The 12928-nt window shown below is 59.7% G+C and carries 14 protein-coding genes; 10 read left to right on the top strand and 4 right to left on the bottom strand.

Annotated features, from left to right (window positions below):
• Positions 1 to 8: 8 nt before the first annotated feature.
• From EL335_RS03035 to EL335_RS03080, 10 genes are all read left to right on the top strand, one after another.
• Entirely contained in the window at positions 9 to 1193 is a 1185-nt protein-coding gene (locus EL335_RS03035; protein ID WP_172600014.1) for a class I SAM-dependent methyltransferase, read from the top strand.
• 9 nt (positions 1194 to 1202) lie between these two features.
• A complete protein-coding gene (locus tag EL335_RS03040; RefSeq protein ID WP_284155422.1) occupies positions 1203 to 2498 on the top strand; it encodes a DUF4910 domain-containing protein in 1296 nt (431 codons plus the stop codon).
• A gap of 160 nt (positions 2499 to 2658) precedes the next feature.
• Entirely contained in the window at positions 2659 to 4287 is a 1629-nt protein-coding gene (flgK, locus tag EL335_RS03045) for a flagellar hook-associated protein FlgK (protein WP_126444187.1), read from the top strand.
• 5 nt (positions 4288 to 4292) lie between these two features.
• Positions 4293 to 5207, top strand: a complete 915-nt coding sequence (gene flgL / locus EL335_RS03050) for a flagellar hook-associated protein FlgL (RefSeq protein ID WP_126444188.1) — start codon at positions 4293 to 4295, stop codon at positions 5205 to 5207.
• Entirely contained in the window at positions 5207 to 6208 is a 1002-nt protein-coding gene (gene pseB, locus EL335_RS03055; protein ID WP_126444189.1) for a UDP-N-acetylglucosamine 4,6-dehydratase (inverting), read from the top strand. The genes flgL and pseB overlap by 1 nt, the downstream gene beginning before the upstream one ends.
• Complete coding sequence (gene pseC / locus EL335_RS03060) at positions 6205 to 7365, top strand: UDP-4-amino-4,6-dideoxy-N-acetyl-beta-L-altrosamine transaminase (protein ID WP_126444190.1); 1161 nt, start codon at positions 6205 to 6207, stop codon at positions 7363 to 7365. Before pseB ends, pseC begins: the two co-directional genes overlap by 4 nt.
• The gene (gene pseG, locus EL335_RS03065; protein WP_126444191.1) at positions 7325 to 8563 is read left to right on the top strand and encodes a UDP-2,4-diacetamido-2,4,6-trideoxy-beta-L-altropyranose hydrolase; all 1239 of its coding nucleotides are present in this window, start codon (positions 7325 to 7327) and stop codon (positions 8561 to 8563) included. The genes pseC and pseG overlap by 41 nt, the downstream gene beginning before the upstream one ends.
• Positions 8541 to 9185 carry a UDP-glucuronic acid dehydrogenase gene (locus EL335_RS03070; RefSeq protein ID WP_126444192.1) on the top strand — a complete coding sequence of 215 codons (645 nt, stop codon included), beginning with the start codon at positions 8541 to 8543 and terminating at the stop codon, positions 9183 to 9185. The genes pseG and EL335_RS03070 overlap by 23 nt, the downstream gene beginning before the upstream one ends.
• On the top strand, positions 9182 to 10234 hold the full coding sequence (pseI, locus tag EL335_RS03075) for a pseudaminic acid synthase (RefSeq protein ID WP_126444193.1): 1053 nt from the start codon (positions 9182 to 9184) through the stop codon (positions 10232 to 10234). The genes EL335_RS03070 and pseI overlap by 4 nt, the downstream gene beginning before the upstream one ends.
• The gene (locus EL335_RS03080) at positions 10227 to 10688 is read left to right on the top strand and encodes a hypothetical protein (protein ID WP_126444194.1); all 462 of its coding nucleotides are present in this window, start codon (positions 10227 to 10229) and stop codon (positions 10686 to 10688) included. The genes pseI and EL335_RS03080 overlap by 8 nt, the downstream gene beginning before the upstream one ends.
• Here EL335_RS03080 and fliR read toward each other — a convergent pair whose 3' ends face one another.
• Genes fliR through fliO form a run of 4 tightly spaced genes read right to left on the bottom strand, consistent with a single transcriptional unit; the run spans position 10689 to position 12912 of the window.
• On the bottom strand, positions 10689 to 11477 hold the full coding sequence (gene fliR, locus EL335_RS03085) for a flagellar biosynthetic protein FliR (protein WP_126444195.1): 789 nt from the start codon (positions 11475 to 11477) through the stop codon (positions 10689 to 10691).
• Positions 11474 to 11743: a flagellar biosynthesis protein FliQ gene (fliQ, locus tag EL335_RS03090; protein ID WP_126444196.1), complete on the bottom strand. Its 270-nt coding sequence runs from the start codon at positions 11741 to 11743 to the stop codon at positions 11474 to 11476. The genes fliR and fliQ overlap by 4 nt, the downstream gene beginning before the upstream one ends.
• A gap of 10 nt (positions 11744 to 11753) precedes the next feature.
• On the bottom strand, positions 11754 to 12503 hold the full coding sequence (gene fliP, locus EL335_RS03095) for a flagellar type III secretion system pore protein FliP (RefSeq protein WP_126444197.1): 750 nt from the start codon (positions 12501 to 12503) through the stop codon (positions 11754 to 11756).
• The gene (fliO, locus tag EL335_RS03100; protein ID WP_284155485.1) at positions 12493 to 12912 is read right to left on the bottom strand and encodes a flagellar biosynthetic protein FliO; all 420 of its coding nucleotides are present in this window, start codon (positions 12910 to 12912) and stop codon (positions 12493 to 12495) included. The genes fliP and fliO overlap by 11 nt, the downstream gene beginning before the upstream one ends.
• Positions 12913 to 12928 lie beyond the last annotated feature (16 nt).

The raw sequence follows: 12928 nt of genomic DNA on the forward strand, positions 1-12928 counted from the left end.
TAACGAATATGAAGTACATCGACCATTGTCCTGTGTGTCGAGGCACGCAAAGCCGCCAGCTGCTGAGCCTGTCAAATTTTCCGATTTATCAAAATCCGGTGCAGGCGGATGTCGAGGTGCCCAGGCCCCACACGATCGATCTGGAATATCTTCAATGTCGCGATTGTGGGCATGCATTTCAGTCGGCTTACGGCAGCGCAACACTCAAAACCATCTACGAGCATTACTACTTTGTGCCGGAGGTCAAGAATGTGGCAGTGTCAAGACACCATGCGTTTTTATCCTGGCTGGCGAATTGCGCCTTATTTAGGAAAAATGCGCCCCGCCGGATATTGGAAATCGGTTGTTCCTCAGGTGGCGTGCTCGATGAAGTCCGCGCCCTTTTTTCTCTAGAAAAAACAGACGTTCTGGGAATCGAGCCGAATCGAGCGACGGCCCAGGCCGCAAGAAGGCTTGGCTTGCCAATCATAGAAAATTTCTGTGATGAATCGCTGATGCAAAGGGTCGAAAATTTCGATCTCGTCTTCTCCCGGAATGTCATCGAGCATGTCGACGATCCATTATCCTTTCTTCGCGGCATGCGTAAGGCAGCCGGAGAGCATGGTGTCGTGATCATCGAAACCCCCTCCTTGGACATCAGCTTGCGTGAAAGAAAAATTTTGCCTTTTCATTTTGAACATCTGCATGTGTTTTCCGCTCAGTCGTTGGCGCGCGCCGCTGAAGAAATGGGTTTGGTGCCGATCGATTGCGTAGAAACCGAATTCGGCGATCTGATCATGGCGTTTTACGCCCAGGCGAATTCATCGCAAAAGACACCTTTGACGGTGGCGGCGACGGATACGACCCTCGATCTTCAACCTTCCTACGATGCCAAACGTGCCTGGTGGCAGCGCCAACTGGTATCACAAAAGGTCATCTTTTGGGGAGCAGGCTCAGCTTGCCGCATCCTCATCGCCGATACAAACTTCATGCCTGAAGCGATTTGCGATAGCAATCCCAACAAGATCGGCATGAAATTCGTGGGGTTGCCTTACCGTATCGAGCCAGCCGAGGATCTGATTGGTGCTCTCGTCACTGCGGGAAGGGATGGAGAGTATCTTTTGGTGGCGGCATCGATGTTTCAAGAGGAGATACGCCAGGCAGCACGACGGTTGGGTTGGAGCGGGAAGTTTTTGGGATTACTGGATGGGTGAGATGGCGCAATGAAGAAAATAGGCGCGGATGATGGCCTTGTCATGCATGGTTGGGCGCGCGATCTGTTCCCTATCCCTCGCAGCCTGACGGGCGAAGGGGTGCGAAAGACATTGCGTTATCTATCCGAATTGATTCCTGGGCTGCGCATTCATGAGATTCCCTCGGGTACGCAGGTCTTCGACTGGGTCGTGCCGCCGGAGTGGAATGTCCGGGAAGCTTGGATCGCCGACGCCAACGGTGATCGCCTCGTCGATTTCGACCGACACAACTTGCATCTCGTCGGTTATTCGATCCCGATGGATGCCATCATGAGTCGTGAAGAGCTCGAAGCGCATCTTTATTCGCTTCCCGAATTGCCGGATGCCATTCCCTATGTCACCTCGTATTACGAACGACGCTGGGGGTTTTGCCTGAGCCATCGTCAGCGCGAACAATTGCCCGCCGGCCCCTTTCGGGTTTTCATCGATAGCTCGCTTTCGCAGGGCAGCCTCACTTATGCCGATTTGCTGCTGCCGGGCTCAAGTCAGCAAGAAATCCTTCTTTCGACGTATGTCTGCCATCCTTCAATGGGAAACAATGAGTTGTCCGGCCCTGTGGTGACGGCGGCGCTCGCTCGTTGGTTGATGACTCTTCCCAGACGGCGCTATACCTATCGGATCGTTTTCGTGCCAGAAACCATAGGTTCGATCGCCTATTTGAGCCTTCACTGGCGGCATATGCGCGAAACGACGGTTGCTGGCTATGTTTTGACATGCATCGGCGATGAAAGAAGTTATTCGTATCTCGAATCCCGTCGTGGCGACACGCTTGCGGATCGCGCGGCATTACACGTGCTCAAGCATACTGTCGGGAAATACGACCACTATTCGTTTCTTGAACGGGGGAGCGATGAACGCCAGTATTGCAGTCCTGGCATAGATTTGCCAGTAGGCTCGGTCATGCGCTCGAAGTATGGCACCTATCCTGAATATCATACCTCGTTCGACGATTTGTCTTTGATCACATCGCAAGGCCTACAAGGCGGTTACACGGTGGTCAAGACGATTTTGACTTTGCTCGAGGCAAATCATGTTTTTCGCACTACAGTGCTGTGCGAGCCGCAGCTGGGGCGGCGGGGGCTTTATCCGACTTTGAGTACGCGAGATTCGGCGCGAGATGTTGCGACGATGATGAATCTGCTCGCTTACGCAGACGGCAGCCATGATCTGATCGCCATTGCGGAACGTATCGGCGTTTTTGCATTGGATTTGGTACCCATTGCCGAGCGCTTGCATGCAAAAGGCTTGCTGGAGATCCTGCAATGAAAGGACTGCTCAGCCGACATGTCAAAAGAAGAGTCAAAGGCATTTCAGGCCCGGTTCTTGCTGAACAGAACACGGGATAACGCCGCCCGGCAATTCCTGCCGACAGACTTCCCGCTAAGGCGGCGCCCATCCCGAAGCTTGTTATGAAAGGGCGTCAACCATGAGCACCTTGTCGATCGGCGTCAGCGCGTTGCGCAATGCGAACATCGCACTGGCAACGACAAGCCACAACATCGCCAATGTCAACACCGATGGCTTCCGCCGGCAAAGCGTCGTGTTCACGAACAATCCACCGATGTTCACCGGCAGCGGGTTCATCGGCCAGGGCGCGCAGATCGCCACGGTGCAGCGCAGCTACGACCTTTTTCTCGAGCGGCAGCTCATCCAGGTCGATGTCCAAAATGCCTATTGGCAGAAGAAGTCGGCGGCCCTGGGGCAGATCGATGCGATCCTCGGCGATCGCTCTGCCGGCGTCAGTGCGGCGCTGCAAGGCTTCTTCGCGGCATGGAACGATCTTGCCAACGACCCGACCAGCACCGCGGCCCGCCAGGGGGTGATCAGCGCCGCGCATACGCTGGCCGATACCGTGAATGCCCAGGGCAATTATCTGCTCGGCTTGCAAGACGGCGTCAATGGCGAAATCACTGACAAGGTGACCAGCATCAACGATCTCGCCCGCCGGGTCGCGGAACTGAACGTGCGCATCGGCGCGCTGCAGGGGGCCAGTGGCCACGAGGTCAACGACTTATTGGATCAGCGCGATACGGCGCTGGCGCAATTGAACCGGCTGGCCGGTGTGAGCGTCATCCAGAACAATGAGGCCGATGTCAGCGTATTCCTCGGCGGCCACGCGCTGGTGCAAAACGGCTCCTTCTTTCCGCTGACTGCGCAGGCCGCGCCGTATGATCCGGCGCGCATCGAGGTCTATGCCGGATCAAAGGCTTTGACGCAAGCCGGACTGATCGGCGGCGAGCTTGGCGCCCTGCTCGATTTTCGTCGGGAGAGCCTCGATACCGCGCAAAACGCGCTGGGGCGCATCGCGCTGGCGGTGGCGCAGCAGGTCAATACCCTGCATCAATCGGGTACGGATCTGGCGGGAAATTTAGGCGGCCTGTTTTTCGCCGATCCGACTTCTCTACCGGCAAGCTTTGCCGCGCAGACGAACTCCGGCACGGGAGTCTTGACCGCGCAGCTTTCGAATTCCGCGCAGCTGACCACCAGCGATTACGAGCTGCGTTACGATGGCGCGAACTACATCTTGCGTCGCGTCAGCGATGGGCAGACCTGGTCTGATACCAGTCTGGCGAGTTTGTCGGCGACCGCGGCACAAGGTTTCTCGCTGTCGATGACCGGCACGCCGAGCACGGGTGATAGTTTCCTGATCCGTCCGACCGCGCCAGCCGCAAACCGGCTCGAAGTGACGATTGCCGATACGGTAAAAATCGCTGCAGCTCTTCCCGGTGGCGGCACGCTCGACAACCGCAATGCGCTGGCGATTGCCGGCTTGCGTACCGATCGCACGGTGATTGCCGGCAACAACAGCTTCGAGAGCGCCTATGAGGGCTGGGTGAGCGATGTCGGGCATGCGAGCTCGGCCGCGAAAGCGCAAGGCGCGGTGTTCGACAATCTCTCCAAGCAGGCCAAGGCCGCGCAACAAGCCGAATCCGGCGTGAATCTCGACGAAGAAGCCGCCAACCTGATGCTCTACCAGCATTACTACCAGGCGGCGGCGCGGATGATCAAGGTGAGCGACGAGTTGTTCCAGACGATCCTGTCTCTAGGAGGGTGACTCCTATGCGTATTTCCACGGCCCTGATCTACGAACGCAACACGGCGGCATTGTTCGCCAAGCAGGAGCGTTTGTCCGGCTTGCAACAGCAGCTCGCCACCGGACGGCGCATTTTGACGCCGGCAGACGACCCGAGCGGCGCGCAGCGCGCCTTGCAGCTTGCACGCAGTCTGGCCGAGCTGTCGAGCTACGCGCAGAACATGCTGCGTGGTCAATCGCGTCTCAAAGAGGAGGAGACGGTCTTGCAGGCGGCGCGCGGCGTGCTCGATCAGGCGCGCAGCGCCACTATCGGCGTGCAGATGCAAACCGACATGACACAGCGCAATGCGGTGGCCGATTATCTGACACGGCTGCGGGAGGATCTGCTTGCCCATGCCAACAGCAAAGACGCCAATGGCGATTTCCTGTTCGCCGGGTCGAAAGCCAGCAGCGCACCCTTCACGGCCCATCCCACCCCGCCACCACCGCTACAGTACAACGGTGATTCATTGCAGCTCATGGTCGCCATCGATGAGAGCCGCCAGATTGCGGTTTCCGATCCCGGCAACAGCGTGTTCGACATCGGCGGGACCAACGATCCCTTCGCCGCGCTCGACCAGCTGATCACCGATCTGCAGGATACGACCTTGACCGGTGCGGCCTATACGGCGGCGATCACCAATGGTGTTGTCGCGCTGACGGGTGCGCTCGACCGGCTCGATACGGTGCGCAGCAGCGTGGCCCATCGGCAGGCGGAAATCACCGCCGCGCAGACCGTCAACTCGGCCTTGCGCAATCAATATCAAAACGAGCTGCAGCAGGTGGAAAGCGCGGATACGCAGAAGATCGCGGTCGAGCTACAGCTGCAGCAAGTCTCCCTGGAGGCTTCCCAAAAAGCCTTCGTCAATGCAAGCCAACTGATGCTGTTCAATTACCTCTGATGTTCGACGGCAAATCGATTCTGATCACGGGCGGTAGCGGTTCGTTCGGTCGCGCCTTCATCCGCGCGCTGCTCGAGCGTTTTTCGCCGCAACGGTTGATCGTCTTCTCGCGTGACGAGCTGAAGCAGTTCGAGATGCAGCAGGTTTTCGCTCAACCCTGTATGCGCTACTTCCTCGGCGATGTGCGTGACCGCGACCGGCTCGTGCAGGCGATGCGCGGCGTCGATTACGTCGTCCATGCCGCGGCGCTCAAACAGGTGCCGGCGGCCGAATACAACCCGATGGAATGCATCAAGACCAACATCCACGGGGCGGAAAACGTGATTCATGCCGCGCTGGCCAACGGGGTGGCGAAAGTGATCGCCCTCTCCACCGACAAGGCGGCCAATCCGATCAACCTCTACGGCGCGACCAAGCTCGCTTCCGACAAGCTGTTCGTCGCCGCCAACAACATCGCCGGCAGCAATCCGACGCGCTTTGCCGTCGTGCGCTATGGCAATGTCGTCGGCTCGCGCGGCTCGGTGGTGCCGTTCTTTCGCAAGCTGCTGGCGGAAGGGGCGCGCGAGCTGCCGATCACCGATGTGCGCATGACGCGCTTCTGGATCAGCATCGCGCAGGCCGTCGATTTCGTCTTGCGCAATTTCGCCCGCATGCAAGGCGGCGAAATCTTCGTGCCGAAGATTCCCTCGGTGCGCATCGTCGATCTGGCCGAGGCGTTGGCGCCGGGGATGCCGCACAAGATCATCGGCATCCGGCCGGGCGAGAAGCTGCATGAAGTGATGTGTCCAGCCGACGACTCCCATCTGACGCTGGAATTTTCCGACCATTTCGTCATTCGCCCGAGCATCCGTTTTTTCGGACTCGACTGCGATTACACCCGCAATCTGCTCGGCGAGTGCGGGGCACCCACCCCGGCCGGCTTCGAATATAACTCCGGCAACAATCCGCATTTTCTCGGCGTGGAGGAAATCCGCGCCTTCAATGCAGCTGCGGGTGTATGATCCCTTACGGCCGGCAGGACATCGACGAGCGAGATGTCGCAGCCGTCACCGAAGTGCTGCGCTCCGAGTGGCTTACCCAAGGCCCAATGGTGCCGCGCTTCGAGCAGGCCGTCGCGGCGTATTGCGGCGCGACGCATGCGGTGGCCGTCAATAGCGCCACCTCCGCGCTGCATCTGGCGTGCCTCGCGCTCGGTCTGGGGCCGGGCGATGTGTTGTGGACCAGTCCGATCACCTTCGTCGCCTCGGTCAATTGCGCGCGTTACTGCGGCGCTGACGTCGATTTCGTCGACATCGATCCGCACACCGTCAATATGAGCGTCGTGGCGCTGGCCGAAAAACTCGACCGTGCGGCGAAAACCGGTCGGCTGCCGAATATCGTCGTGCCGGTGCATTTTGCTGGCCAACCCTGCGAGATGGCGGCGATCCATGACTTGGGCCGCCAGTATGGCTTCCGCATCATCGAAGATGCTTCGCACGCAATCGGCGCGCGCTACCGCAACGAAGCGGTCGGCAACGGCCGCTTTAGCGACATCACCGTCTTCAGCTTCCACCCGGTGAAGATCATCACCACCGGCGAGGGCGGCATGGCGCTGACCAACGATGCAAGGCTTGCCGAAACGATGGTTTTGCTGCGTAGCCACGGCATCACCCGCGATGCGGCGCAAATGGATCACGCACCCGATGGCCCCTGGTATTACCAGCAAATCGCGCTGGGCTACAACTACCGGATGACCGACATCCAGGCCGCGCTCGGCGCCAGCCAAATAGAGCGCCTGGACGAGTTCGTCGCCCGCCGGCGCGCACTGGCCCGGCGCTATGACGAGCATCTGGCCGGTCTGCCGCTCGCTTTGCTCCGGCAGCATCCGGATTGCGCTTCGGCCTGGCATCTGTATGTGGTGCGTTTGCAGCTCGACCAGATCGGCAAAAGCCATCGGGAAGTGTTCGCAGCTTTGCGCGACAGAGGCATCGGCGTCAATCTCCATTACATTCCGGTGCATACCCAGCCCTACTATCGGCGCTTGGGCTTCAAATCGGGCGACTTTCCGCAAGCAGAGCGCTACTACGCCGAGGCGATCAGCCTGCCGCTCTACGCGGGGCTCAGTGAGGATGAACAGGATGAAGTCATCGCTGCCGTCGCGGAGGCGATCGACGCATGAGGATCGCCATCGCTACAAAGAGGAGCGGGAGCCGGTGAAAGTCCTGTTCCGTGCCGATGCCTCGTTCGAGATCGGTACCGGCCATGTGATGCGCTGCCTTACGTTGGCCGAGGCGCTGCGGGAAAGAGGCGCGAGATGCCGTTTCGTCTGCCGTGCGCATCCCGGCAATCTGATCGACACGATCCGGCAAAAAGGCTTCGAGGTGCACGCACTGCCCTATTGCGCGGATTGGCGGCCGGCAAAGACGCAACCTGCGCATGCCGCCTGGCTGGGCGCCGATTGGGCGGTGGACGCCGAAGAGACGAAACTCGGTGCTGGCGGAAATGAGAGCGTCCCGCCGGGCGCCGACTCGCTTCGAAGAGTCGGCGCTGGCGGGACGGCCCCCGACTGGCTGATCGTCGATCATTACGGCATCGACGCACGCTGGGAGCGTGCCATGCGCCCGTATGTCAGGCAGATTTTCGTCATCGACGATCTCGCCGATCGGGCGCATGAGTGCGATGCGCTGCTCGATCAGAACCTCGGCAGACAAGACAGCGATTACGCCGACCTGATTCCGCCCCAAGCCAGAATCTTCATCGGGCCGCGTCATGCGCTAGTGCGCAAGGAGTTCGCCCAGTGGCGCGAATATAGCCTCAAGCGTCGTGAGCATCCGCAGTTAAAGCGCCTGCTCGTCTCACTGGGCGGGGTCGATAAGGACAATGTCACCGCTCGAGTGCTCGGCGTGTTGAGTACATGCACACTTCCGCCCGATCTGGAGATCACCGTCGTGCTCGGCAAAAACGCACCGTGGATCGATGCCGTCAAAGCACAGGCAGAACGAATGCCCCGGCCGACGAAGGTGTTGGTCGATGTCGAAAACATGGCCGAATTGCTGGCGCAAAGTGATCTGGCAATCGGTGCGGCCGGAAGCTCGGCTTGGGAACGCTGTTGCCTGGGGGTGCCGACCTTGCAAATGGTTTTGGCGCAAAACCAGGAAACTGCTCACGCCGCGCTCGTGGCTGCGGGGGCTGCTTTGCCCTGGCCGTTGTACTCGACTTCCGAAAGGGAAAGTCAAGGTTTCGAATCGTTGCTGCCATGGGAAGATGTCCTGAAAAACATCTCCCAGGCAGCAAGCCAGGTTTGTGATGGGAAAGGTGTCTTTAGGGCCATAAGCGAAGTGTTTGGAGTTTTCGATGAAAATCAGTTTGCTGTGTAGCGACCCTAAGCATCCGGTTGTGCCTTATTTGATGAACTGGGGTCAAGCCCAAAAAGGGGTTCATGAAGTGGAGTTGGTGACAAGCAAGCGTCAGCTCTCTGGAGGCGATGTCCTTTTTTTGATCTCTTGCAGCGAACTGATCGGCAGTAGCGAAAAAGCCAAATATGAGGCCAGCCTTGTATTGCACGCAAGCGATTTGCCGACTGGACGTGGATGGAGTCCGCATGTTTGGGAGTTGTTATACGGCGCCAAAACTATCACGCTGTCCCTGATAGAGGCGGCTGAACCAGTGGATAGCGGAAGAGTCTGGAAAAAAACGAAAATAAATATTCCAAAGGATGCCTTGTGGGACGAAATCAATCATGCTTTATTCATGGCGGAGATTGAATTGATCGATTACGCGATACAAAATTTTGGCCTAATCGAGCCTGTACCTCAAGATGAGAAAAGTCAGCCTGTGACTCGTTATCGAAAGAGAACTCCCGAAGACAGTCGTCTCGATGTCAATAAGACGATTGCTGAGCAGTTTGATTTGATCAGAGTGTGCGATCCTCAGAGGTATCCGGCTTTCTTCGATCATCTCGGCCACCGTTACCTCCTCAAAATCGAGAAAATTTCATGAAGATCGATATCAGTATTGAAGGCCGAACCATTGGACAGGAATGCCCCCCCTTCCTCGTCGCCGAACTTTCTGCCAACCACAACGGCTCGCTCGAACGCGCGTTGGCGACGCTGGAAGCGGCAAAGCGTGCCGGCGCCGATGCCGTCAAGCTGCAAACCTATACTGCGGATACGATGACGATCGATTCTGATCAGGCCGATTTCAAGATTCGGGGCGGCCCCTGGGACGGCTATACGCTCTATCGGCTCTACGAGGAAGCGCACACCCCCTCTGAATGGCATCGCGCACTGTTCGACCATGCGCGTAGCCTCGGCATCACGATCTTTTCCACGCCGTTCGATGAGTCCGCCGTCGAGCTGCTGGAATCCTTGGGTGCGCCCGCCTACAAGATCGCTTCTTTCGAGCTGACCGATCTGCCGTTGCTTCAGGCAGTGGCCCAGACGGGCAAGCCGATCATCTTGTCGACCGGGATGGCAAGCTGCGAGGAAATCGGAGAAGCGCTGGAGACCATTCGCAATCATGGCGGCAATGAAATCGTCCTGCTGCATTGCGTCAGCAGCTATCCGGCGCCGCTCGAACAGGCGAATCTGCGCATGATCCCCCGGCTGGCCGAAGAATTCCGCGTGCCGGTGGGGCTTTCCGATCACACGCTGGGCACGACTGCGGCGACCATTGCCGTGGCGCTCGGCGCTTGCATGATCGAAAAGCATTTCACGTTGAGCCGGGCAGAAAAAGGGCCAGACAGCGCATTCTCGATCGAGCCGCAGGAGTTTGCTCATCTTGCCGAACAGACACGCGCCGCTTGGCACGCGCTGGGATCGGGAGATTTCGTCCGCCCGGAGGCCGAATCGACCAGCCGGGTGTTCCGGCGTTCGATTTATTTCGTGCGTGATCTGCCCGCGGGCGCCATCGTCGGGCCGGAAGACATCCGGCGCATCCGGCCGGGGTATGGCTTGGCGCCGAAGCATTTCGGTGCCTTGCTCGGCCGCCGGCTGAAGGTGGCCGTCACCCGCGGCACGGCCACACGCTGGGAGCACTTCGATGAATGAGCGCCTTTTCCCGACATGGCTCGCCTTGCTTGTTCTGGTCGGCTGCTCGGCTACGCCGAATCCTCCGACTCCGGCAGTAGCGAATGCGATCATTCCCAACAAGTCGATCGACATCGGTCCCTCGGTATCCTATCCGCTCGAAAAGCTGGTCTATTGGGGCCTGTATATCGGCGCCGCCTGGCTGATCGTCGATCCCTTGGCACCGAACTGGGAGATCGAGGAAGCGCGGCTGCCGGATGATTACGTGCATTTCTCCCTGAAGATGAAGCGCATCTACAGCGGTGGCGCCGGCGAAGCGCGTGCGGTGCTCGATCGCCGCGCCAAGGTGCTGGTGCGCGAGGGCGGCTATCGGGGTTACGAGCTCGTCGAATATGCCGAACGGCTCGATTCCTCGGTGCTCGGCTCGCAGCGCAAGGCAGAAGGAGTGATCCGGCTGATCAAGAAGGCGGGTTGATCAGATCGTGCCCAAGGCGCGCATCAATTGCGCCAGCGCGCGGAAAGCCTGATCGAACAGCCGCTCGAGCGCCGTGCCGAAATAGGGAATCGAGAACATCAGCACGACAAAGCCGGCAGTCAGCGTGACTGGAAAACCGACCGCGAAGATGTTGAGCTGGGGGGCGACGCGCGCCAAGACACCCATCGCCAGGTTGGCGATCAGTAGCGCAGTGATCAAGGGCAGCGCGAGCAGGATGCCGAACGAGAACATCACGGCGGACCAGGCAAGCAGGCTCATGATGCCTTCGGCTGCGAAGGGTGTGATGCTGACCGGCAGCAGTCGAAAGCTCTCGGCGAGCGCCGCGAGTGTGAGCAGATGGCCATCGAGCGCCAGGAAGATCAGCATGGCGATCAAACCGAGGAATTCGGCGACCACCGGCGTCTGGCCGGCATTCTGTGGATCGTAGAACATCGCGAAGGACAGGCTCATCTGCATGCCGATCAGCTCGCCGGCGATGTCGACGGCGGCGAAGGCGATGCGCAGGCAAAGGCCGAGCAAGAGGCCGATGACGACCTGTTGCGCGAGGATCATGAGACCCAGCCATGAACCGGCGGGCACGGCCGGCATCGGCGGCAGTGCCGGCACGAGGGCGAAAGTGACGACGAGGCCAACCGCCAGCCGCACGCGGCGCGGCTGCGCGGCATTGCCGAAGATCGGCGCCAACGACATCAGCGCGAGGATGCGGGCCAGCGGAAAGAGCAGGGCGTTGATCCAGGCGTCGAGCTGGGCGCTGGTAAAGGAGATCATCCTATCAGGCCAGGGATCGATCCGTAAAGGCGTTGCACGTAATCGGTGAGTACCGTGACCATCCACGGCCCGGCGACGATCAGCGTGACGAATACGACGATCAGTTTCGGCACGAAGGACAACGTGGCCTCGTTGATCTGTGTTGCGGCCTGGAAGATCGAGACGATCAGCCCGGTGGCCAGCGCGGCGACGAACAGCGGCGCCGAGATCAGTAGCGTGATTTCGACCGCCTGGCGGCCGATGTCGATGACGGTGGATGGAGTCATGGTGGTTTTCTCAGCCGAAACTATTGACCAGCGAGCCGATCACGAGCTGCCAGCCGTCGACGAGCACGAACAGCATGATCTTGAACGGCAGGGCGACCATCACCGGCGACATCATCATCATGCCCATCGACATCAGCACCGCGGCGACGACCATGTCGATGATCAGGAAGGGAATGAAAATGATGAAGCCGATCTGGAAGGCGGTCTTCAGTTCCGAGGTGACGAAGGCGGGGATCAGGACGCGCAGCGGCACGTCGTCGACCTTTTCCGGTGTCGGCGCCCGGGCGATTTTGGTAAACAGCGCGAGGTCGGCCACGCGCGTCTGCTTGAGCATGAAGCCGCGCAATGGTACCGCGCCGCGCTCGAGCGCTTCCTGAAAGCCGATCTTGTTCTCGGCAAGCGGCAGATAGGCATCCGTGTAGACCTTCTCGCCGACCGGCGCCATGATGAAGAAGGTCAGAAACAGCGCCAGGCCGACCAGCACTTGGTTGGGCGGTGAGGTTTGCGTTCCCAGCGCATGCCGCAGCAGCGAGAGCACGATGATGATGCGCGTGAAGCTCGTCATCATCAAGAGCAGCGCCGGCAGGAAGGTCAGGCTGGTGATCAACAGCAGCGTCTGGATCGACAGCGACCATTGCGTGCCGCCGCCGGCCACCGGCGTGCTGGTGAGCGCCGGCAGGGCCTGCGCATAGGCGCTCACAGGCAAGAGAGCGAGCGTGCCCTGCGCCAACGCAAGTAGCAGGAATGACTTACTTTTCACGCCGATGAACCATGCGCTTGAGCCAATCGGGGAACTCGCCGGCAGTCGATAGCGCCACACCCGGCGGCAGTTCCTGACGCGGAATTTCCGCCAGCGTGGTGACTTGTCCTGGGGCGACGCCGAGCACCAGCCAGCTGTTGCCGAGTTCGAGGATCACCACCCGCTCGCGCGGGCCGACGGCCACGCCGGCGACGACGCGCATCAGGCCCGCCGCCGCGCCATGCGGTTGACCGAGCCTTTTCATCAGCCATAGCGCGCCGATCAGCAAGGCGAGCACGACGATCAGGCCGAAGAACATCGACAGCGCGCTCGCGCCCAAATCCGGCGCTGACGAGACGGCACCCCCCTCGGCGGCACGGGCGAGCGGGATGAATGCAAACGACAGCAAGGCAAAGCCACGTGGCAGCATGGCCACGAAGCTTATG

The sequence above is a fragment of the Sulfuricystis multivorans genome (assembly GCF_003966565.1).
Lineage (GTDB): Bacteria > Pseudomonadota > Gammaproteobacteria > Burkholderiales > Rhodocyclaceae > Sulfuricystis > Sulfuricystis multivorans.